The sequence below is a fragment of the Streptomyces sp. AN091965 genome, assembly GCF_022698285.1.
Taxonomy (GTDB): Bacteria; Actinomycetota; Actinomycetes; order Streptomycetales; family Streptomycetaceae; genus Streptomyces.
The window spans coordinates 8,776,954-8,801,833 of the sequence record NZ_JALDMY010000001.1; the positions used below are offsets into that span (position 1 = coordinate 8,776,954).

Here is a 24,880-nt window from a genome sequence, read left to right on the forward strand (position 1 = left end):
AAGGGTTTCATGGTGAACGAAGATAGGCTTCGGGACTACCTCAAGCGGGTAACGGCTGATCTGCACCAAGCGCGCCAACGCCTGCGCGAGCTGGAGGCAGGAGAGCAGGAGCCCATCGCGATTGTGGCGATGAGCTGCCGTTTCCCGGGTGGTGTGGGGAGCCCCGAGGACTTGTGGCGGCTGGTGGCCGGCGGTGGTGACGCCATCTCCGATTTCCCGTCCAATCGCGGATGGGACGTGGACGGGATGTACGACCCGGATCCCGAGAGTTCGGGGACGTTCTACTCCCGTGAGGGTGGTTTCCTTCACGACGCGGACGAGTTCGACGCGGGCTTCTTCGGCATCTCGCCGCGTGAGGCCCTTGCCATGGATCCGCAGCAGCGGCTGCTCCTTGAGACCTCGTGGGAGGTCTTCGAACGGGCGGGCATCGCTCCGGGGTCGGTGAAGGGCCGGCGTGGCGGTGTGTTCGTGGGAGCCGCCACCTCGGGCTACGGGGCGGACGTCGTCGGTTTCCCCGAGGAGATCGAAGGCCACCTGCTGACCGGTACGGCGACTTCGGTCGTATCGGGCCGTATCTCGTACACGCTGGGTCTTGAGGGGCCCGCGGTGACGGTGGACACGGCGTGCTCGTCGTCGCTCGTCGCACTGCATCTCGCGGTCCAGGCGCTGCGTCAGGGCGAGTGCGACCTTGCCCTTGCCGGTGGTGCCACGGTGATGTCCACACCGGGTGCCTTCGTCGAGTTCAGCCGCCAGCGCGGCCTGGCCCCCGACGGCCGCTGCAAGCCGTACGCGGACGCCGCGGACGGCACGGGCTGGTCCGAGGGTGTCGGCATGCTGCTCGTGGAGCGGCTGTCGGACGCGCGCAAGAACGGCCACCCGGTCCTGGCGGTCGTGCGAGGCTCCGCCGTCAACCAGGACGGCGCGTCCAACGGTCTTACGGCGCCCAACGGCCCGTCCCAGCAGCGGGTCATCCGGGACGCGCTGGCGAGTGCCCGTCTGTCGGCCGCCGATGTGGACGTGGTGGAGGGCCACGGAACCGGTACGTCCCTGGGTGACCCGATCGAGGCGCAGGCGTTGCTGGCCACGTACGGTCAGGAGCGCCCGGAGGACCTGCCGCTGTGGCTGGGATCGCTGAAGTCGAACCTCGGTCACACGCAGGCCGCCGCCGGTGTCGCCGGTGTCATCAAGATGGTGATGGCGATGCGGCACGGAGTGCTGCCGCAGACGCTGCATGTGGATGAGCCGTCGCGGCAGGTGGATTGGTCGGCGGGTGAGGTGCGGCTGCTGACGGAGTCCATGGAGTGGCCTGAGACCGGTCAGCCGCGGCGGGCTGGTGTGTCTGCTTTCGGTGTGAGTGGTACCAACGCGCACACCATCATCGAGCAGGCGCCGCCGGTTGAGGAGGACGAGTCCGGGGCCGGGGAGAGTCCGGCTTCTGGTGTCGGCAGTGGCGTGGCCACGTGGATGCTGTCGGCTCGTGGCGCGGACGCGTTGCGGGCTCAGGCGGTGCGGCTCAGGGCGTTCCTGTTGGAGCGGGTGGAGTCGAGCGCGCTGGATGTGGGCTACTCGCTGGTGGCGACGCGGTCGGTGTTCGAGCACCGCGCGGTGGTGTCGGGTGCGAGCCGTGCGGAACTCCTTGCCGGACTTGAGGCCGTGGCATCTGGAGAAGCCGCCCCGGGACTGGTTCAGGGCGTGGCCGGGACGGCCGTCAAGACGGCTTTCCTGTTCTCGGGTCAGGGTGCGCAACGCCTGGGTATGGGGCGGGAGTTGTACGAGGCGTTCCCGGTGTTCGCCCAGGCTCTGGACGAGGTGTGCGCGTACCTGGACGTCGTGCTGGACCGTCCGCTGCGGGACGTGATGTTCGCCGACGAGAACAGTGCCGATGCCGAACTGCTGAACCAGACGGCGTTCACGCAGCCCGCGCTGTTCGCCGTCGAGGTGGCGTTGTTCCGGCTCCTTGAGCACTGGGGTGTCACCCCGGACGTGCTCATCGGCCACTCGGTGGGTGAGATCGCTGCCGCGCATGTGGCGGGGGTGTTCTCGCTTCAGGACGCGTGCACGCTGGTCGCCGCCCGTGGCCGGTTGATGCAGGCCCTGCCCGAGGGCGGGGCGATGGTCGCCATCGAGGCATCCGAGGAGGAGATCGCTCCGTCGCTGATCGGTCGTGAGGCCGAGGTGAGCGTCGCTGCGGTCAACGGTCCGACGGCCGTGGTCATCGCGGGTGATGAGGCCGCTGTACTGGAGATCGCCGGTCAGTGGTCGGAGCAGGGGCGCAAGACGAGCCGCCTGCGGGTCAGCCACGCCTTCCACTCGCCGCGCATGGACGCGATGCTGGACGACTTCCGCCGTGTCGCGCGGGACCTGACCTTCCAGACTCCCACCCTGGCCCTGGTCTCCAACGTCACCGGAGAGCCGGTCGGGGCCGACGACGTCTGTTCCCCCGAGTACTGGGTGCGGCATGTGCGCGCGGCCGTGCGTTTCGCCGACGGCGTTCGCTCCCTCCAGGCCCAGGGCGTCACCGCGTACATCGAGGTGGGCCCCGACGGTGTGCTCTCGGCGATGACGCGGGACTGCCTGGCGGGCGAGGCGGCTTCGGCCCCGGCCGTGGTGCCGGTCCTGCGCAAGGGACGCCCCGACGCCCAGGCTCTGATGGCCGCGCTGACCGAGGCCCATGTCCACGGTGTGACGGTCGACTGGGAGCAGGTCTTCGCCGGGCGCGGTGCGCGGACGGTGGACCTGCCGACGTACCCCTTCCAGCGTCAGCGCTACTGGCTGGAGGGCGCGGGCGGAGCCTCGGGCGCCTCCGCTGCCGTGGACTCGGTGGACGCGCGGTTCTGGGACGCGGTGGAGCGCGAGGACCTGGAGACACTGGCGGAGGCGCTGGACGTCGACGGGAGCGGTTCGCTGGGCGAGTTGCTGCCCGCGCTGTCCTCCTACCGCCGTCAGCAGCGCGACCGGGCCACGGTCGACGGCTGGCGCTACCGGATCTCGTGGAAGCCGGTCTCGGAGACTCCCGCGGCCACACTGTCGGGTACCTGGCTCATGGTCGTTCCCGCGTCCGGTGCCGCCGACACGTTCGCGGACTCGGTGTCCGCCGCACTCCAGCGGCACGGCGCCGATGTCGTTCGTCTGGTGGCGGACGAGGCCGATCTCGCCCCCGGTGCGCTGGCCGGGCGACTGCGTGACATAGCCACCGAGCCGTCCGGGCTCGGCGGTGTGCTGTCCCTGCTCGGGGTGGACGAGCGGCCCTGCACCGAGCACCCGGTGGTCTCGCGCGGCCTCGCGCTGACCCTGACGCTGGTGCGCGCCCTGGCCGAGGCGGACATCCGCGCCCGGCTGTGGTGCGCCACCCGGGGTGCCGTGTCGGTGGGCCGTTCCGACCAGCTCACCAGCGTCGTGCAGGCGGAGAGCTGGGGCCTCGGCCGGGTGGCCGCCCTTGAGCACCCCCGGATCTGGGGCGGTCTGGTCGATCTGCCCGAGACCGTGGACGAGCGCGCCGCCGCGCGACTGGCCTGGGCACTGTCCGCCGGAGACGGCGAGGACCAGGTGGCGGTACGCGGATCCGGAGCGTACGTCCGGCGCCTGACCCGCGTCACGGTCGGCAACGGGTCGGCGGAGCGCGTGTGGCGCCCCCGGGGCTCGGTCCTTATCACCGGCGGCACCGGCGCCCTGGGTGCCCAGGTGGCGCGCTGGGCCGTGCGCGAGGGCGCGGAACACCTGGTGCTGACGAGCCGTCGAGGCCCGTCGGCCGACGGCGTTTCCGAACTCACCGCGGAGCTCGAGGCACTCGGCGCCGAAGTGACCGTGGTGGCCTGCGACGCCGCCGACCGGGATGCCCTGGCCGAGGTGCTGGCCGCCGTACCGGAGCGGTATCCGCTGACCGCCGTCGTGCACGCGGCGGGCATCCTGGACGACGGTGTGCTCGACGGCCTGACCGTCGGCCAACTCGCCGGGACCCTGGCCGCGAAGGCCGAGGGCGCGCGCCATCTGCACGAGCTGACCGCGGAGCTCCCGCTCGACGCGTTCGTGCTGTTCTCCTCGTTCGCCGGTGCCATCGGCGGCGCCGGCCAGGCCGCCTACGCGGCGGCCAACGCCTACCTCGACGCGCTGGCACAGCGGCGCCGGGCCCAGGGCCTGGCCGCCACCGCGGTCGCCTGGGGCCCGTGGGCCGAGAGCGGAATGGCCGCGAGCGGCCGAGCCGGGGAGCGGACGCGCGGCGGGCCACTGCCCCCCATGACTCCCTCGCTGGCCCTGGACTCGCTGGGCTGGGCCGCCGGCCACGACGAGGCCGCGCTGGTCGTGGCCGACATCGACTGGACCGGCATGGCCTCCACGCTGAGCGCCGGCCCCAGCGCCCTCGTCAGCGACATCCCCGAGGCACGTGAGCTCCTGACCGCCGCGGCCGGGACCAGCGGCCAGGCGGGACCGGGCCATGACCTGCGCGGACAACTGGCCGGACAGTCGGACGAGGAACAGCGCCTCCTCCTGCTGGACCTCATCCGCACCCACGCGGCCTCGGCACTCGGCCACTTCTCGGCGGACTCCGTCGAGCCGGGCCGCGCCTTCCGGGACCTCGGGTTCGACTCCCTCACGGCCATCGAGCTGCGCAACCGGCTCGACCTGGCCACCGGTCTGAGCCTGCCCGCCACCCTCATCTTCGACTACCCGACCGCCGAGGTGCTCGCCGACCAGCTGCGGCAGGAACTGGTCGGAGCCCACGCCGTGGCCGTCACTTCGGCGGACTCGCACCGCGTGCGGCCGGACGACGACGACCCCATCGCGATCGTGGCGATGAGCTGCCGCTTCCCCGGAGGCGTGGAGAACCCGCAGGACCTGTGGCGACTCCTGGCCGAGGGCGGCGACGGCATCGCCGGGTTCCCCGGCGACCGGGGCTGGGACGTCGAGGGCATGTATCACCCGGACCCCGAGCACCCGGGCACGTTCTACGCCCGCGAGGGCGGATTCCTCTACGGGGCGCCCCAGTTCGACCCCACCTTCTTCGGGATCTCGCCGCGCGAGGCGCTCGCCATGGACCCGCAGCAGCGGCTGCTCCTTGAGACGTCCTGGGAGGCGTTCGAGTACGGGGGCGTCAAACCGGCCGCGCTGCGTGGCAGCCGTACCGGTGTGTTCGTCGGCACCAACGGCCAGGACTACTCCACGATCATGCTCGACGCCGTCGAGGACTTCGGCGGCCATGTGGGTACGGGCAGCGCGGCCAGCGTGGTGTCCGGGCGCATCTCGTACACCTTCGGTCTCGAAGGGCCCGCGGTGACGGTGGACACGGCGTGTTCGTCCTCGCTGGTGGCGTTGCATCTCGCGGTGCAGGCGCTGCGCCAGGGCGAGTGCGACCTGGCGCTCGCCGGTGGTGTGTCGGTCATGTCGACACCCGGCGCCTTTGTGGAGTTCAGCCGCCAGCGTGGCCTGGCCCCCGACGGCCGCTGCAAGCCGTTCGCGGAGGGCGCGGACGGTACGGGCTGGTCCGAGGGTGTGGGCATGCTGCTGGTGGAGCGGCTGTCGGACGCGCGCAGGAACGGCCACCCGGTCCTGGCGGTGGTCCGCGGCAGCGCGATCAACCAGGACGGCGCAAGCAATGGTCTTACGGCGCCCAACGGTCCTTCCCAGCAGCGGGTGATCCGCCAGGCGTTGGCCGGCGCCGGACTGTCCGCCGCCGAGGTCGACGCGGTCGAGGCGCACGGCACTGGTACGACGCTGGGTGACCCGATCGAGGCGCAGGCGCTGCTGGCCACGTACGGCCAGGAGCGCCCGGAGGGCCGCCCGCTGCTGCTGGGCGCCATCAAGTCCAACATCGGTCATACGCAGGCGGCCGCGGGCGTGGCCGGTGTCATCAAGATGGTGATGGCGATGCGGCACGGCGTGCTGCCGCAGACCCTTCACGTGGATGAGCCGTCGAGCCAGGTGGACTGGTCAGCGGGTGAGGTGCGGCTCCTGACGGAGGCGACTGAGTGGCCCGAGACCGGGCAGCCGCGCCGGGCGGGCATCTCCTCGTTCGGGCTCAGCGGGACCAACGCCCACACCATCATCGAGCAGGCCCCCGAGCTGGAAGAGGCCGTGGCCTCGGAGGCTGCCGGGCCCGGGACACCGGTGTCGACGGACGTGCTGCCGTGGCTGGTCTCAGGGAAGAGCCGGGAGGCGCTGCGGGCGCAGGCCGAGCGGCTGTACGGGGACGTGGCGGCTCGCGAGGACATCGAGGCGCTCGACGTCGGCCACACGCTGGCGGCCAGGTCGGTGTTCGAGCACCGTGCCGTGCTGGTCGGCGAGGACCGGGAGACCCTGCTGCGTGGCCTGCGGGCCGTCGCGGAGGGCGGCATCGCCTCGGGAGTCGTCCAGGGGCAGGCCGTAACGGGTGGCAGGACGGCGTTCCTGTTCTCGGGTCAGGGTGCGCAACGCCTGGGTATGGGACAGGAGCTGTACGACACCTTCCCGGTGTTCGCCCAGGCTCTGGACGAGGTGTGCGCGCACCTGGACGTCGTGCTTGACCGTCCGCTGAAGGACGTGATGTTCGCGGCGGAAGGCACTGCCGACGCCGAGTTGCTGGACCGGACGGCGTTCACGCAGCCCGCGCTCTTCGCGGTCGAGGTGGCGCTCTACCGGCTCCTTGAGCACCGGGGTGTCGTCCCGGACGTGGTGATCGGCCACTCCATCGGTGAGATCGCTGCCGCGCATGTGGCGGGGGTGTTCTCGTTGGAGGACGCGTGCACGCTCGTGGCTGCGCGTGGCCGTCTGATGCAGGCCCTGCCGACCGGTGGGGCGATGGTCGCCATCGAGGCGTCCGAGGAGGAGGTCTCCGGATCGCTTGCCGGTCGTGAGGCCGAGGTGAGCATTGCGGCGGTCAACGGTCCGACGGCCGTGGTCATCGCGGGTGATGAGGCCGCTGTACTGGAGATCGCCGGTCAGTGGTCGGAGCAGGGGCGCAAGACGAGCCGCCTGCGGGTCAGCCACGCTTTCCACTCGCCGCGCATGGACGCGATGCTGGACGACTTCCGCGAGGTTGTCGAAGGGCTGGCCTTCCAGGCACCGTCGATCTCCCTGGTCTCCAACCTCACGGGAGCGTCGGCGGGCGCGGAGCAGGTGTGCTCGCCGGAATACTGGGTGCGCCATGTCCGGGAGGCCGTGCGGTTCGCGGACGGCATGCGGGCGCTCAGCGCCCAGGGCGTCACCAGGTTCCTGGAGGTCGGCCCGGACGGTGTGCTGTCCGCGATGGCGCGGGACTGCCTGACGCGGGACGAGGCAGCGGCCTCGGCCGTGGTGCCGGTGCTGCGCAAGGACCGCCCCGAGGCCCAGGCGCTGACGACGGCGCTGGCCGAACTCCACGTCCACGGAGCCTCGGTGGAGTGGGAGTCCGTCTTCGCCGGGCGCGGTGCGCGGACGGTCGAGCTGCCGACGTACGCCTTCCAGCGTGAGCGGTACTGGCCCGAGGTGTCCCTCTCGCTGAGCGGCTTGGACGCACAGGGCGCCGCCGACTCGGTGGACGCGCGGTTCTGGGAAGCGGTCGAGCGCGAGGATCTCGGAGCGCTCGCCGAGGCGCTCGACGTCGACGGCGAGACGCCGCTGAGCGCGGTGCTGCCCGCGCTGTCCACGTACCACCGCAACAGGCGCGACCGCTCCACGATCGACAACTGGCGCTACCGCGTGGCGTGGAAGCCCGTCTCGGACGTGGCCGGTGGGTCGTTGTCGGGGACGTGGCTGGTGGTGGTTCCGGCGTCGCGTGCCGAGGACGAGCTGGTGACGGAGGCCGTCGCAGGGCTCCGGCGCCATGGCGCCGATGTGGTGCCGCTGGTGGCGGACGAGCGTGACCTCGACGCCGGGGCGCTGGGGGAGCGGCTGCACGAGGCGGTCGCCGACGCACCCGCCGTGGGTGGCGTGTTGTCGCTGCTCGCCCTGGACGAGGAGCCCTGCTCCGGGCACCCCGGGCTCCCCAGTGGTCTCGCCCTGACGCTGACCCTGGTGCGGGCCATGGCCGACACGGGCATCGAGGCTTCGCTGTGGTGCGGTACGCGGGGTGCGGTGTCGGTGGGCCGTTCCGAGCGGCTCAGCCGTCCGGCGCAGGCGATGGTGTGGGCGTTGGGCCGGGTGGCCGCGTTGGAGCTGCCGGGGCTGTGGGGTGGTCTGGTTGATCTGCCCGAGGTGCTGGACGAGCGTGCGGTCGCGCGGTGGGTGGGCGTGCTGGCCGGTGGGGCCGGCGAGGACCAGCTCGCGGTGCGTGGCTCCGGTGTGTTCGTACGCCGTCTGACCCGGTCGGCGGCGCCTGTCGCGGACGTGGCGTCGTGGCGGGTGCGTGGCACGGTGCTGGTGACCGGCGGTACGGGTGCGCTCGGCGGCCAGGTGGCTCGCTGGCTGGTGCGCAATGGCGCCGAGCATCTGGTGCTGACCAGCCGTCGGGGCCTTGAGGCGCCCGGCGCACCGGAGCTGTGTGCGGAACTCGAAGCGCAGGGCGCCCGGGTGACCGTGGTGGCGTGTGATGTGGCTGACCGTGAGCAGTTGGCCGCGGTGCTGGATGCCGTGCCTGAGGAATATCCGCTTGCGGCAGTGATTCACGCGGCGGGTGCCAATGCGGCGGGGCCGCTGGCCGAGACCACGGTGGCCGATGCTGCCGCTGTGATCTCCGGCAAGGTGGCCGGTGCCGTCAACCTGGACGCATTGCTGGGTGATCGTGAGCTGGACGCGTTCGTGGTGTTCTCTTCGATCGCGGGTGTGTGGGGCAGTGGTGGTCAGGCTGCTTATGGTGCGGCTAACGCCTATTTGGACGCGTTGGTGGAGGACCGTCGGGGTCGGGGTCTTGCTGGTACGGCTGTGGCCTGGGGGCCGTGGGCGGAAGGCGGTATGGCGGCCGGTGAGGGTGGCGATCAGTTGGCCCGTCGTGGTCTGCCCGCGATGGCGCCGGGTCTGGCTCTTGTGGCGTTGCAGGGGGCGATCGCTGGTGACGAGGGTGTGGTGACGGTCGCCGATGTGGACTGGGAGCGGTTCGCGCCCGCGTTCACGATCGGGCGGCCCAGTCCACTCCTCGGTGAACTGCCCGAGGTCCAGCGGGCGTTGGCGAACACCGGAACCGCCGAGAGCACCGGCGTCGCGGCCGGTTCGGCACTGCGGGAGCGTCTGGCAGGGCTGACCGAGGCCGAGATCGACCGGACTCTGCTCGACCTGGTGCGTGCTCATGCTGCTGCGGTGCTTGGTTTCGCGGGTGCGGAGGTGGTTGAGCCGGGGCGGGCGTTCAAGGAGCTGGGCTTTGACTCGCTTACGGCGGTGGAGTTCCGTAACCGGTTGAACGCGGAGACGGGGTTGGTGTTGCCGGCCACGTTGGTCTTCGACTATCCGAGTTCTGTGGTGCTGGCCGGTCATCTGCGTGCCGAGGTGCTGGGTACGCGGGAGGCCGTGGTTGTGCCATCGGCGGGGGCGGTGGCTCCGGTCGATGACGACCCGATCGCGATCGTCGGGATGAGCTGCCGCTTCCCGGGCGGCGTCGGAAGCCCCGAGGACCTGTGGAACCTCGTCGCGGCCGGCACGGACGCCATCACGGACTTCCCCTCCGACCGGGGCTGGGATGTCGACGGGATGTACGACCCCGACCCGGAGCGCCTGGGCACGTTCTACGCCCGCGAGGGCGGATTCCTCGACGGGGCGGGCGAGTTCGATGCCGCCTTCTTCGGGATCTCGCCGCGTGAGGCCCTTGCCATGGATCCGCAGCAGCGGCTGCTGCTTGAGACGTCCTGGGAGACGTTCGAGCGGGCCGGTATCGCTCCCACCTCCGTACGCGGCAACCAGATCGGCGTGTTCGTCGGAGCCGCGACCTCCGGCTACGGAACGGGACTGCACGAGATCCCCGAGGGGCTCGAAGGGCAGTTGCTGACCGGCAGCGCCACCTCGGTCGTGTCCGGTCGTATCTCGTACACGCTGGGTCTTGAGGGGCCCGCGGTGACGGTGGACACGGCGTGTTCGTCGTCGCTGGTCGCCCTGCACCAGGCCGCGCAGGCGCTGCGCCAGGGCGAGTGCGACATGGCGCTCGCCGGTGGTGTCACCGTGATGACCAACCCGGCCGCCTTCGTCGAGTTCAGCCGCCAGCGTGGCCTGGCCCCCGACGGCCGGTGCAAGCCGTTCGCGGACGCCGCGGACGGTACGGGCTGGTCCGAGGGTGTGGGCATGTTGCTCGTGGAGCGGCTCTCCGACGCCCGGCGCAACGGCCACCAGGTGCTGGCGATCGTGCGCGGCTCCGCCGTCAACCAGGACGGCGCCTCCAACGGGCTTACGGCGCCCAACGGGCCGTCGCAGCAGCGGGTGATCCGGCAGGCGCTCGCCAACGCCGGGGTGTCGGCCGCCGACATCCAGGTGGTGGAGGCGCACGGCACGGGTACGACGCTGGGCGACCCGATCGAGGCACAGGCGCTGCTGGCCACGTACGGCCAGGAGCGCCCGGAGAACCTGCCGCTGTGGCTGGGCTCGCTGAAGTCGAACCTCGGTCACACGCAGGCCGCCGCCGGTGTCGCTGGTGTCATCAAGATGGTGATGGCGATGCGGCACGGCGTCCTGCCGCAGACCCTTCACGTGGATGAGCCGTCGAGCCAGGTGGACTGGTCGGCGGGTGAGGTGCGGCTGCTGACGGAGGCCACTGAGTGGCCCGAGACCGGGCAGCCGCGCCGGGCCGGTGTCTCCGCCTTCGGCGTGAGCGGCACCAACGCCCACACCATCATCGAGCAGGCCCCGCCGATCGAGGGCGAGGCGCAGCCCGCCCCGACCCCCGCCGACGACCACGGCCTGGCCCCCTGGACGCTCTCCGCCCGGAGCCCGGAAGCCCTGCGCGCCCAGGCCGAGCGGCTGCGGGCCCACCTGGCCGACGGGGCCGAGCACGGCGTTCTGGACATCGCCGAATCGCTGGTCGCCACGCGATCGGTGTTCGAGCACCGCGCGGTGCTACTGGGCACCGGACGCGAGACGTTGCTGCGTGGCCTGGAGACCGTCGCCGCGGGCGACGACGCCCCCGGTGTCGTCCAGGGGCAGGCGGCCAACGGCGGCAAGACCGCGTTCCTGTTCACCGGTCAGGGCGCACAACGCCTGGGTATGGGTCGGGAGTTGTACGAGGCGTTCCCGGTGTTCGCCCGTGCGCTGGACGAGGTGTGCGCGCACCTAGACGTCGTGCTTGACCGTCCGCTGAAGGACGTGATGTTCGCGGCGGAAGGCAGCGCGGACGCCGAGCTGCTGGACCGGACGGCGTTCACGCAGCCCGCGCTGTTCGCCATCGAGGTGGCGCTGTTCCGGCTCCTTGAGCACTGGGGTGTCACCCCGGATGTGCTCATCGGCCACTCCATCGGTGAGATCGCTGCCGCGCATGTGGCCGGGGTGTTCTCGTTGGAGGACGCGTGCACGCTGATCGCGGCGCGTGGTCGGCTGATGCAGGCGCTGCCCGAGGGCGGCGCGATGGTGGCCGTCCAGGCGTCGGAGGAGGAGATCACGGCGTCGCTCGCCGGTCGTGAGGCCGAGGTGAGCATCGCGGCGGTCAACGGACCGACGGCCGTGGTCATCGCCGGTGACGAGGCGCCGGTGCTGGAGATCGCCGGTCAGTGGGCGGAGCAGGGGCGCAAGACGAGCCGCCTGCGGGTCAGCCACGCCTTCCACTCGCCGCGCATGGACGCGATGCTGGACGACTTCCGCAAGGTCGCCGAGGGGCTCGCCTACAACAGCCCGTCCGTCGCGTTCATCTCGAACGTCACGGGTCAGCAGGCCGGTGCCGACGAGGTGTGCTCGCCGGAGTACTGGGTGCGGCATGTGCGGGAGACCGTCCGCTTCCTCAACGGGGTGCGGGCCCTCGAAGCGCAGGGCGTCACCGCGTACATCGAGGTGGGCCCCGACGGCGTGCTGTCGGCAATGGCCCAGGACTGCCTGACCCAACCGGCCGACGACATCGCGGCCGAGGACACACCGGCCCCCCTGTTGGTGCCGGTGCTGCGCAAGGACCGTCCCGAGACACAAGCACTCGTCGCGGCCCTCGCCGAGATCCACGTCCACGGCGAAACCGTCGACTGGCGGGCCTTCTTCGCCGGACGCGGCGCCCGCCGCGTGGACCTTCCCACCTACGCGTTCCAGCACCAGCGCTACTGGCTGGAGGCCGGTACCTCGGCGGGCGACGCCGCGGCCTTCGGCCTCGACCCCGCCGACCACCCGCTGCTCGGCGGAGCCGTCCCCCTCGCGGGCGCCGACAGCCTGTTGTTCACCGGAACTCTCTCGCTGCACACCCAGCCCTGGCTGGCGGACCACGTCCTGCGCGGCGAGGCGGTCCTGGCGACCACGGCCCTCGTCGAACTGGCCATTCGCGCCGGTGACGAGGTCGGCCTCAGCCATGTGGAAGAGCTCGTCATCCAGGCGCCGCTGGCTCTCCCCCGAGGGGGCGGCGTCCAGATTCAGCTCGTCCTCGGAGAGGAGGACGAGACCGGCACCCGTTCGCTGGAGATCTACTCACGAGTGGCCGAGCCCGCGGGCGAGGACGCCGAAGAGGACGCGGACGACTGGATCTGCCATGCCAGCGGTGTGCTCGCCCCGGAGCCGGACGACGCCACGACCGCCGAGGCGGCGGCGGGCTTCGCCGCATGGCCCCCGCCCGGCGCCGAGCGCGTCGAGGTGGACGGCCTGTACGAGTTGCTCGCCGGCGACGGCCTCGTCTACGGCCCCTCGTTCCGTGGCCTCCGCGCGGTGTGGCAGCGCGACGACGAGGTGTTCGCCGAAGTCGGCCTCGCTGAGGAGTCCGTCGTGGACGCCCAGCGGTTCGGGCTGCACCCCGCCCTTCTGGACGCGGCGCTGCAGCCGCTCGGCCTCGGCGTGCTGGACGGTGTGGGGCGCGGACGCGTGCTGTTCAGCCTCGCCGGGATATCGCTGTACGCGTCCGGTGCCTCCGCGCTGCGCGTCCGGCTCGCCCGTACGGGTCCGGAGACCCTCTCCCTGACCGCGGTCGACGGAGCCGGGGAAACCGTGGTCACCGCCGACACGCTGACCCTGCGCCAGGTCGCCCCGGGGCAGCCGGAGACCACCCCGGCGGTCGACGCGGCCGAGGAGACTCTGCCCGAGCCCGCCGCCACCTCGCCCGAGGCAGCCGTCGTACCCCCTGCTGAGATCTCTGTGGAGGAGACTTCCTCCGCCAAGCCTTCGCGCCGCCGTAAGACCGCGCGGCGCTCCGCCAAGCGGGGCGGACCGGACTCCGGGCCGCTCGCCGCGCTGCGGGAGCGGCTGGCCGGGCTCTCCGAGCCCGAGCAGGACCGGATGCTGCTCGATGTGATCCGTACGCATGTCGCGGCCGTGCTCGGACACGCCTCGGCCGACGCGGTCCAGGGCTCGCAGGCCTTCAAGGACCTCGGCTTCAGCTCGCTGACCGCCGTCGAGTTCCGCAACCGGGTGAGCAAGGCCATCGGCCTGCGGCTCCCGGCGACGGCCGTGTTCGACTACCCGACCCCCGCCGAACTCGCCAAGTTCACCCGAGCCGAGGTTCTCGGTGCGCTGACCGGAGCGGTGCAGCCGGTGCCGGTCGCGGTGGCGGGCAACGACGAGCCGATCGTGATCGTGGGAATGAGCTGCCGCTACCCCGGCGAGGTGGCCACCCCGGAGGACCTGTGGAACCTGGTCGCCGAAGGCCGGGACGGCATCTCTCCCTTCCCGACCGATCGTGGCTGGGACGTGGAGAACCTCTACGACCCGGACCCGGACGAGGCGGGCAAGTGCTACACGCAGGAAGGTGGCTTCCTGCACGGCGCCAGCCAGTTCGACCCGGCGTTCTTCGGGATCTCGCCGCGCGAGGCGCTCTCGATGGACCCGCAGCACCGGCTGCTCCTTGAGACCTCGTGGGAGGCGCTGGAGCGGGCCGGTATCGACCCGGTCTCCGCGAAGGGCAGCCAGACCGGTGTCTACGCGGGCGTGACCTACCAGGACTACGGCGGTGTCCTCGCCGGATCCCAGGACAACGTCGAGGGCTACATCGGCACCGGCGTCTCGCCCAGCGTGCTCTCCGGCCGCATCTCCTACACCCTGGGCCTGGAAGGGCCCGCGGTGACGGTGGACACGGCGTGTTCGTCGTCGCTGGTCGCCCTGCACCTCGCATGGCAGGCGCTGCGCCAGGGCGAGTGCGACCTGGCGCTCGCCGGCGGTGTGACGGTGATGTCCACGCCGATGTCGCTGATCGAGTTCAGCCGCCAGCGCGCGCTCGCCTCCGACGGCCGCAGCAAGCCGTTCTCGGCCGCCGCGGACGGCGCCAGCTGGGCCGAGGGCGTCGGCATGCTCGTCCTCGAACGGCTCTCGGACGCCCGCCGCAACGGACATCCCATCCTCGCCGTGGTGCGGGGCAGTGCGGTGAACCAGGACGGCGCGAGCAACGGTCTTACGGCTCCCAACGGCCCCTCGCAGCAGCGGGTCATTCGGCAGGCACTGGCGAACGCCCGGCTGTCGGCCGCCGAGATCGACGCGGTCGAGGCGCACGGTACGGGTACCTCGCTGGGTGACCCGATCGAGGCGCAGGCGCTGCTGGCCACGTACGGCCAGGAGCGCCCCGAGGGTCAGCCGCTGTGGCTGGGCGCCATCAAGTCCAACATCGGTCATTCGCAGGCCGCCGCCGGTGTCGGTGGCGTCATCAAGATGGTGATGGCGATGCGCCACGGCGTACTGCCGAAGTCGCTGCACATCGACGAGCCTTCGCCGATGGTGGACTGGACGGCCGGCGACGTCGAACTCCTTGCCGAGGCCAGGCCGTGGCCGGAGACGGGGCATCCGCGGCGCGCGGGTGTGTCGGCGTTCGGTATGAGCGGCACCAATGTGCACACCATCCTGGAGCAGGCTCCCGAGGCCGAAGCGGTCGAGGAGTCCGAGCCCGTCGGAACCGGAGCCGTCGACGGTCCGGTGGCGTGGGTCGTGTCCGGCAAGAGCGGCGACGCGCTGCGGGACCAGGCCGACAGGCTGCGGAAGTTCGTGGCCGAGCGCCCCGAGCTGGGCGCCGCCGATGTGGCGCTCTCCCTGGCGACGACCAGGTCCGCGTTCCAGTACCGGGGCGCGGTGACCGGGACCGGCCGTGAGGAGCTCCTCGAACGCCTGGAGGCGATGGCCGAGGGCGCGAGGACGCAGGGCGCGGTCCGCGCGAACGCCCTCGAAGCACCTGGCCGTTCGGTGTTTGTGTTCCCGGGTCAGGGGGCGCAGTGGGCGGGTATGGCGGTGGGGTTGTTGGAGTCCTCGCCGGTGTTCGCGGAGGCGGTTGGTGAGTGTGAGTCGGCGTTGTCGGCTTATGTGGACTGGTCGTTGACGGACGTACTGCGTGGTGTTGAGGGTGCGCCTGGTTTTGACCGGGTGGATGTGGTGCAGCCGGTGTTGTTCGCGGTGATGGTGTCGTTGGCGCGGTTGTGGCGTTCGGTGGGTGTGGAGCCGGACGCGGTGATGGGTCACAGCCAGGGCGAGATCGCCGCCGCGTGTGTGGCGGGTGCGCTCTCGCTGGAGGACGCGGCGAAGGTGGTGACCTTGCGTTCGCAGGCGATCGCGGCCGGTCTTGCGGGCCGTGGCGGCATGGTGTCGGTCGGGCTTCCGGTCGACCAGGCGCGGGAGCGCATCGCTGCCTGGGATGGTGCGATATCCGTTGCGGCGGTCAACGGTCCGGGTTCGGTTGTGGTGTCCGGTGATGCGGGTGCGCTGGATGAGATGGTCGCGGAGCTGGAGGGTGAGGAGGTCCGGGTCCGTCGGGTTCCGGTGGACTACGCCTCGCACTCCGCGCATGTGGAGGAGATCCGCGAGGAGTTGCTGAGGGTTCTGGCGGACCTGAGGCCTCGTACGTCCGAAGTGCCGTTCTACTCGACGGTGTCGGGTGAGCTGGTGGACACCGCCGGTCTGGATGCGGAGTACTGGTACCGGAATCTGCGCCAGACAGTGGAGCTGGAGGCAACTACCCGTACCCTGCTCGGCAGTGGGCACGGTGTGTTCATCGAGGTCAGCCCGCATCCCGTACTCACCCTGCCGGTGCAGCAGACGGTGGAGGCCGCTGAGGCGCAGGCCGTGGTCGTGGGCACGCTGCGCCGCGACGAGGGCGGCCTGGAGCGGTTCCTGACCTCTGCCGCCGAGCTTCATGTCAATGGGGCCACGGTTGACTGGCGGAAGGTGTTCGCCGGGCACGGTGGCCGACAGGTCGAGCTGCCGACGTACGCCTTCCAGCGGCAGCGGTACTGGCCGCAGCCGGGCGAGGACGGCGGGTTCGGCAACGGCCCTGCCTCCGAGGCCGACTCGGTGGACGCCCGGTTCTGGGAGGCCGTCGAGCGCGAGGACCTCGAAGGGCTCGCGCAGACGCTGGAGCTCGACGGGGAGGCCCCGCTGAGCGCGGTGCTGCCCGCCCTGTCGTCGTACCGGCGAGGCAGGCGTGACCGGTCCACGGTCGACAACTGGCGCTACCGGATCAACTGGAAGCCCCTCATCGACCAGCCGTCGTCCGGCTCCGGGCAGGAGCAGGGCGCCCCGATCACCGGTACCTGGATGGTCGTCGTCCCGCCGGTCGACGCCGCCCGTGAACTGGCGGAGCGCATCGCACGGGACGTGGAGCGCCACGGCGCCCGCATGGTGCGGGTCGACCTGGACGCGACGGAGCCGGAGCGGTCCTCGCTGACCGGACTCCTGCGGGCCGCGGCCCCCGGCACGTCCGCCACGGACGGCTCCGCGCAGGACGGGACGCTCGCGATCGACGGAGTGCTCTCCCTGCTCGCGCTCGACGAGGAGGCGCTCGCCGGACACCCGGGCGTTCCGCGCGGCTTCGCCGGCACGGTGGCCCTGGTCCAGGCGCTCGCCGACATCGACATCGATGTGCCGCTGTGGCTCGCCACCACCGGTGCCGTGTCCGTGGGCCGCTCCGACCGGGTCGGCAGCGTCAAGCAGTCCCTGGTGTGGGGTCTGGGCCGGGTGGTCGGCCTGGAGTACGCACAGCGCTGGGGCGGTCTCGTCGACCTCCCCGAGACGCCGGACGCGCTCGACGAGCGGGCCCTGAACCGTCTGGTCGGCCTGATCGGGCGCTCCGGCGACGAGGACCAGGTGGCGGTGCGCGCCTCCGGGGTCTTCGCGCGGAGGCTGGTCCGGGCGCCCTTGGGCGACACCCGGCCGGCCCGCGCCTGGCAGCCTCGTGGCAGCGTTCTGATCACCGGTGGCACGGGTGCCCTCGGTGGCCGTCTCGCCCGCTGGCTGGCCCGTGGTGGCGCCGAGCACCTGGTGCTCACCAGCCGCCGGGGCCCGGACGCCCCCGGCGCGGCCGAGTTGAGGGACGAACTGACCGCCCTGGGCGTGCGGGTCACCATCGCGGCCTGTGACGCCGCCGACCGTGACGCGCTGCGGGAGCTCCTCGACGGGCTGCCCGCGGAGTACCCGCTGACCGGGGTGGTGCACGCGGCCGGTGTGCTGGACGACGGCCTCGTCGGCACCCTCACCGTCCCCAGGACGCAGGGGGTCTTCCGGCCCAAGGTGGACGCCGTGGTGAACCTCCACGAGCTGACCCAGGACCTGGACCTGTCCGCGTTCATCCTCTTCTCCTCCTACGCCGGAACCGTCGGTGGTGCCGGTCAGGGCAGCTACGCCGCCGCGAACGCCTTCCTCGATGCCCTGGCGCAGCAGCGCCGGGCCCAGGGTCTTGCCGCGACCTCGGTGGCGTGGGGCGCCTGGGGCGGCGGCGGTCTGGTCGACGACGCCACGGCGGCCCAGCTGAAGCGGCGCGGTATGCCGCCGCTGGTGCCCGAACTGGCCGTCGAGGCCCTTCAGCAGGCGCTCGACCACGACGAGGTGGACATCACCGTCGCCGATGTGGACTGGGAGCGTTACGCCCCCGGGTTCGCCTCGGCCCGGCCGCGTCCGCTGCTCGACGAGCTGCCGGAGGTACGGCGGGCCCTGGAGGAGGCGGAGGCCGAGCTGGGCGCGGCCCTCTCCGGGCTTGCCGTACGCCTCGAAGGGCTGTCGGCCGCCGAACGCGAGGTGGAGGTCCTCGACCTCGTCAGGACCCACGCCGCCGAGGTGATCGGTTACCCGAACGCCGACGCGGTGGAGCCGGAGCGGGCCTTCAGGGACATCGGGTTCGACTCGCTGACCGCCGTGGAGCTGCGCAACGGGCTCAGCGCGGCGGCCGGTGTGAACCTTCCGGTCACCATGGCCTTCGACTACCCGACTCCCACGGCGCTCGCCCGGTTCATCCTCGGCGAGGTGCTGGGCACCGCGCCCGCGACGGCCGACGAGCCGCCGGTGGTGACGGGCACGGTCGTGGACGACGACCCGATCGCGATCGTGTCGATGAGCTGCCGATTCCCCGGCGGGGTGCGCACTCCGGAGGACCTGTGGCGACTGGTCTCCGAAGGCAGCGACGTGATCAGCGCCTACCCGACCAACCGTGGCTGGGACCTGGACGACCTGTACGACCCGGACCCGGAGAACACGGGCACCAGCTACGCCAGCGGCGGCGGTTTCGTCTACGACGCCGATGAATTCGACCCGGCGTTCTTCGGGATCGCCCCCCGCGAGGCGCTGACCATCGACCCGCAGCAGCGGCTGCTCCTCGAGACGTCCTGGGAGGCGATCGAGCGGGCGGGCATCGACCCCACGTCGCTCAAGGGAAGCCGGACCGGTGTCTTCGCGGGAAGCAACGGCCAGGACTACATCGGCCTGCTGCTGACCGCCCCGGGCGGCCCCGACGGCTACCTCGGAACCGGTAACGCGGGCAGCGTCGTGTCGGGCCGTGTCTCCTACACCTTCGGCCTCGAAGGACCGGCCGTCACGGTGGACACGGCATGCTCCTCGTCCCTGGTGGCACTGCACATGGCCGTGCAGTCGCTGCGCCAGGGGGAGTGCTCCATGGCGCTGGCCGGCGGTGTCACGATCATGTCCACGCCGGGCTCGTTCGTGGACTTCAGCCGCCAGAAGGGGCTGTCGTCGGACGGGCGCTGCAAGGCGTTCGCGGCATCGGCCGACGGCACGGGCTGGGGCGAGGGCGTCGGCGTGCTGCTGCTGGAGCGGCTGTCCGACGCGCGGCGCAACGGCCACCCGGTCATGGCGATCGTGCGCGGCTCCGCCGTCAACCAGGACGGCGCCAGCAATGGCCTCACGGCGCCCAACGGGCCGTCGCAGCAGCGAGTGATCCGGCAGGCGCTGGCCGGCGCCGGTCTCGCCGCCCACCAGGTGCACGCGGTCGAGGCACACGGCACCGGCACCCGGCTGGGTGACCCGATCGAGGCGCAGGCCCTGCTGGCCACGTACGGCCAGGGACGGCCCGAGGGCCAGCCGCTGTGGCTGGGCTCGATCAAGTCGAACATCGGTCATACGCAGGCCGCCGCCGGTGTCGCCGGGATCATCAAGATGGTGATGGCGATGCGCGAGGGCGTGCTGCCGAAGACGCTTCACGCGGAGGAGCCCTCGCCGCACATCGACTGGACCAGTGGCGCGGTGTCGCTGCTGAACGAGGCGACCGCGTGGCCGGAGAACGGCGAACCGCGACGGGCGGGCATCTCCTCGTTCGGCATCAGCGGTACCAACGCCCACACCATCATCGAGCAGGCCCCGGAGCCCGAGGAGCCGGAGGCGGCGGTGGCGCGGGTCGTCACGGACGGTCTCACGGACGACCTCTCGTCCGGTTCGCGGACGCTCCCCTGGACGGTCACCGGCAAGGGCGCCGAGGCGCTGCGCGCCCAGGCACGCAACCTGCGTGACCATCTGGCGGACCACCCCGAGCTCGACCTGGACGACGTGGGCTACTCGCTCGCGGCCTCCCGGTCGGTCTTCGACCACCGCGCCGTCCTCCTGAACGGGGACCGGGACGCGCTGCTGAGCGGTCTCGACGCCATCGTCTCGGGCGCCACGGCCCCCGGAGTCGTCCAGGGGTCGGTGGGCACGGCCGGCAGGACGGCGTTCCTGTTCTCGGGTCAGGGTGCGCAACGCCTGGGCATGGGACGGGAGTTGTACGACGCCTTCCCGGTGTTCGCCCAGGCTCTGGACGAGGTGTGCGCGCATCTGGACGTGCTGCTCGACCGTCCGCTGCGGGACGTGATGTTCGCCGACGAGAACAGTGCCGACGCCGAACTGCTGGACCGGACGGCGTTCACGCAGCCCGCGCTGTTCGCCATCGAGGTGGCGCTGTTCCGGCTGCTTGAGCACTGGGGTGTCACCCCGGACGTGCTCATCGGCCACTCGGTGGGTGAGATCGCCGCGGCCCATGTGGCGGGGGTGCTCTCGCTTCAGGACGCGTGCACGCTGATCGCTGCGCGTGGCCGGTTGATGCAGGCGCTGCCTGAAGGCGGCGCGATGGTGGCCGTCCAGGCGTCGGAGGAGGAGATCGCTCCGTCGCTGATCGGCCGTGAGGCCGAGGTGAGCGTCGCCGCCGTCAACGGTCCGACGGCCGTGGTCATCGCCGGTGACGAGGCCGCCGTACTGGAGATCGCCGAGGACTGGGCCGAACAGGGCCGCAAGACCCGTCGCCTGCGGGTCAGCCACGCCTTCCACTCGCCCCGTATGGACGCGATGCTGGACGACTTCCGCGAGGTTGTCGAAGGGCTGGCCTTCCAGGCACCGTCGATCTCCCTGGTCTCCAACCTCACGGGAGCGTCGGCGGGCGCGGAGCAGGTGTGCTCGCCGGAGTACTGGGTGCGTCACGTCCGCGAGGCCGTGCGGTTCGCCGACGGGGTACGGGCCCTGGAGAAGCTCGGGGTGAGCTCGTTCCTGGAGGTGGGCCCCGACGGTGTGCTCACCGCGATGGCGCAGGACTGCCTGACGGCCGACGAGGCCGGAGGCGCGCGCACCCTCGTCCCCGCACTGCGCAAGAACCGCCCCGAGGTTCAGTCGCTGATCACGGCGCTGGCCGAACTCCACGTCCACGGCGCCACCGTGAACTGGTCGACGGCGTTCGCCGGACACGACGTACGGCGGGTGGAGCTGCCCACCTACGCGTTCCAGCGGCAGCGGTACTGGCCGAAGGCCGGCGGCCCCATGACCGGGGACGTCGCCTCCGTCGGACTCAGCTCCCCCAACCATCCGCTGCTGGGTGCCGGGGTCGAACTCGCGGGCAGCGACGGATTCCTGTTCACCAGCAGGCTGTCGGTGCAGAGCCAGCCCTGGCTGGCCGACCACGCGATCGCGGGCGCGGCCCTGTTCCCGGGGACCGGATTCCTCGAACTGGCCATCCGCGCCGCCGACCAAGTCGGCTGCGGCCGGGTCGAGGAGGTCACCCTGGCCACCCCGATGGTCCTGCCCGAGAACGAACAGGTCCAGGTGCAGCTGTGGGTGGATGACGCGGACGAGACGGGCCACCGCTCGATCGGCCTCTACTCCCGCCCGGCCGACGCGTCCTCGGGCGAGCCGTGGACGCAGCACGCGGCCGGTGCGCTGGCCCCGGCCGGCCCCGAGCCGTCGTTCGACCTGGGCGTATGGCCCCCGGCGGACGCGGAAGCGCTGGACATCAGCGACTTCTACGAGCGCTTCGCCGCCTCCGGCTTCGCCTACGGCCCGGTGTTCCAGGGCCTGCGGGCCGCCTGGCGCGTCGGCGACGACGTCTACGTCGAGGTCAGCCTCGGCGAGGAGCACGCGTCGCTGGCGGCCGACTTCGGCCTCCACCCGGCGCTGCTGGACGCCGCCGTACAGGCGGTGACCTTCGTCGCCCTGGAGGACGTCGGGCTCTCCCGGCTCCCGTTCTCCTGGAGCGGGGTGTCGCTCCACGCCGGTGGCGCGTCCACGCTGCGGGTGCGCCTCACCCAGCTCGGGCCGGACTCCATCTCCCTCGCGGTGGCCGACGGAACCGGCCGCCCCGTGGCATCGATCGAGTCCCTCGTGCTGCGCCCGGTATCCGTGGACCACATCGACGCGGCCAGGACGTCGGCGTTCCGCGACTCGCTGTTCACGCTGGACTGGACCCCCGTGCCGGCTGTCTCCCCGGCGGACGCGGCCGCGGCCACCTGGGCCGTGGTGGGCACCGACCACTACGGACTGGCCGCCGGTGCGATCGCCGGAGCCCAGGTGACCGCCTACGCCGATCTCGACGCCCTGGGTGCCGCGATCGACGACGGCGCCGCCGCCCCGGAGGCCGTGCTGGTCTCCTACGCACCGGGCCTCGACGACGAGGCGGCGCGGGGCAGGGCCAAGAGCAGGGCAAAGGGCAGGGGCAAGGCCAAGCGGGGCCTGGAGCCCGTGGACGCCATCCACGCGGTGACGCACCACACGCTCGGCATGATCCAGGGCTGGCTCGGCGACCGCCGGTTCGATTCCTCCCGGCTGGTCTTCGTGACCTCGGGCGCCATGGCACCCGAGGACCGCGACGAGACCCCGGACCTGATCCACGCCCCGCTGTGGGGCATGGTGCGGTCCGCGCAGTCGGAGAATCCGAACTGCTTCGTCCTGGTGGACCTCGACGAGGACGAGGCGTCCAAGGCGGTACTGCCCGCGGTGCTCGCCACCGACGAGCCGCAGGCCGTGGTCCGCGAAGGCACGGTGCTCGGCCAGCGCATGGCCCGGGTCTCCTCGGGCACCGCGCTGCTGCCGCCCGCCGGGGTGCGGGACTGGCGCCTGGACATGCACGCCAAGGGGACCCTGGAGAACCTGGCGCTGCTGCCCAGCCCCGATGCCACGGAGGAACTCGGCGCGACCGAGATCAGGGTGGCGCTGCGCGCCGCGGGCCTGAACTTCCGCGATGTGCTCAACGCCCTGGGGATGTATCCCGGGGAGGCCGGGCCGCTCGGTGGTGAGGGTGCCGGTGTGGTGACCGAGGTCGGCTCCGCGGTGAAGGACCTCGTCCCTGGTGACAAGGTGATGGGCATCTTCAGCGGGTCGTTCGGCCCGTTCGCCATCACCGACCGGCGCGTTGTCGCCCGGGTCCCGGAGAGCTGGACGTTCGAGCAGGCGGCCTCCACCCCGATCGTGTTCCTGACGGCCTACTACGCCATGGTGGACCTGGCCGGTCTGAAGGCGGGCCAGTCGGTCCTTGTGCACTCCGCCGCAGGTGGTGTGGGCATGGCCACGCTCCAGCTGGCACGGCACCTCGGGGCCGAGGTCTTCGGTACCGCGAGCGAGGGCAAGTGGGACACCCTGCGGTCGCTGGGTCTGGACGACGCGCACATCGCGTCGTCCCGGACGCTGGACTTCGAGAAGCGCTTCCTCGAAGCGACCGGCGGGCGTGGCATGGACGTGGTGCTCGACTCGCTGGCGCGGGAGTTCGTGGACGCGGGCCTGCGGCTGCTGCCGAGCGGCGGCCGGTTCCTGGAGATGGGCAAGACCGACATCCGGATTCCGGAAGAGGTGGCCGCCGAGTACACCGGTGTCTCCTACCAGGCGTTCGACCTGATCGAGGCGGGACCCGACCGCATCAACGAGATGTGGAACGACCTGATCTCGCTGTTCGAGAAGGGGGTACTGCGACCGCTGCCGGTGCGCACCTGGGATGTCCGCAGGGCACCCGACGCCTTCCGCTTCCTCAGCCAGGCACGCCACACCGGCAAGGTGGCGCTGACGATGCCGAGGCCGCTGGACGGCCGTGGCACGGTGTTGATCACGGGTGGTACGGGTGGTCTGGGCGCGTTGCTGGCCCGTCATCTCGTCGTGGAGCACGGTGTGCGTTCTTTGGTGCTGACGAGTCGTCGTGGCGTGGAGGCGCCGGGTGCGGTGGAGTTGGTGGCGGAGCTGGCGGGGCTGGGTGCCGAGGTGCGGGCGGTGGCGTGTGATGTCGCTGATCGTGGTGCGGTGGAGGGTCTGCTGGCGGGGATCGGGTCGGAGTATCCGTTGTCGGCTGTGGTGCATGCGGCGGGTGTGCTGGATGACGGTGTGGTGGAGTCGCTGACGCCGGAGCGGGTGGACAGGGTGTTGCGTCCGAAGGTGGACGCGGCGCTGCACCTGCACGAGCTGACCCGTGACCTCGACCTCTCCGCGTTCATCCTGTTCTCCTCCGTCTCCGGAACCTTCGGCGGCGCGGGCCAGGCCAACTACGCGGCGGGCAACGCCTTCATGGACGCCCTCGCCCAGCACCGCAGGGCCGCGGGCCTCGCGGCGGCCTCCCTCGTATGGGGGCCGTGGACGCAGGACGGCGGTATGACCACCGAACTGGCCGACGCCGACGTCACCCGGATGACCAGGACCGGCATGGTCGCCCTCACCCCCGAGGCCGGGCTCGCCCTGTTCGACGCGACCCGCGATCTCGACGGTGCCGTCCTGGTGCCCATGACGATGGACATGTCCTCGGTGGGCGAACCGGTACCCGCGCTCCTGCGCGGACTGGTGCGCGCACCTGCGCGCCGGACCGCGGAGTCGGCGGCCACGAGCACCACGGCCGATCCGGCCGCCGCGCTCAAGCAGCACTTGGCCGGGAAGTCCGACACGGAGCGCGAGCGCATCCTGGTGGACCTGGTGTGCGACCAGGTGGCCACCGTCCTCGGCTACGCGTCGGGGCAGGCGATCGAACCCGGACACGCCTTCAAGGACCTGGGCTTCGACTCCCTGTCGGCCGTCGAGCTGCGCAACCGGCTCAACGCGATCACCGGAACGCGGCTGCCTGCGACCCTGGTGTTCGACTACCCGACGCCGGCGTCGCTCGCACGGTTCCTGCGCGAGGAAGTCGTCCCCGCCGACGGGCCCACGACCGAGCCCGTCTTCGGCGAACTCGACCGCCTGGAAGCCACCCTGACGGCGCTCGCATCCGACAGCGAGACGCGCGCCCAGGTCATGGCGCGGCTCCAGGGGCTGGTGGCGAAGTGGTCCGCCGGCGGTACCAGCCAGGTGTCCGGCGCCGTGACGGCGGCGGACGACGACCTGGACGACGGCAGCGAGATCGAATCGGCCACCGCCGACGAGATCTTCAAACTCATCGATGACGAATTCGGAATGTCCTGACGTGGCGAGCTGGAACTCACAGAGTGTTTCAAGGGGC

Annotated in this window: 1 protein-coding gene; it reads left to right on the forward strand. The window is 71.7% G+C overall.

Annotated features, from left to right (window positions below; translation table 11 throughout):
• Positions 1-9: 9 nt before the first annotated feature.
• The gene (locus MQV74_RS36265) at positions 10-24,843 is read left to right on the forward strand and encodes a type I polyketide synthase (protein WP_242727544.1); all 24,834 of its coding nucleotides are present in this window, start codon (positions 10-12) and stop codon (positions 24,841-24,843) included.
• The last annotated feature ends 37 nt before the right edge of the window (positions 24,844-24,880 follow it).

Coding starts and splice junctions, on each gene's coding strand:
- MQV74_RS36265 (WP_242727544.1), top strand. CDS start 10: ATGGTGAACGAAGATAGGCTTCGGGACTACCTCAAGCGGGTAACGGCT.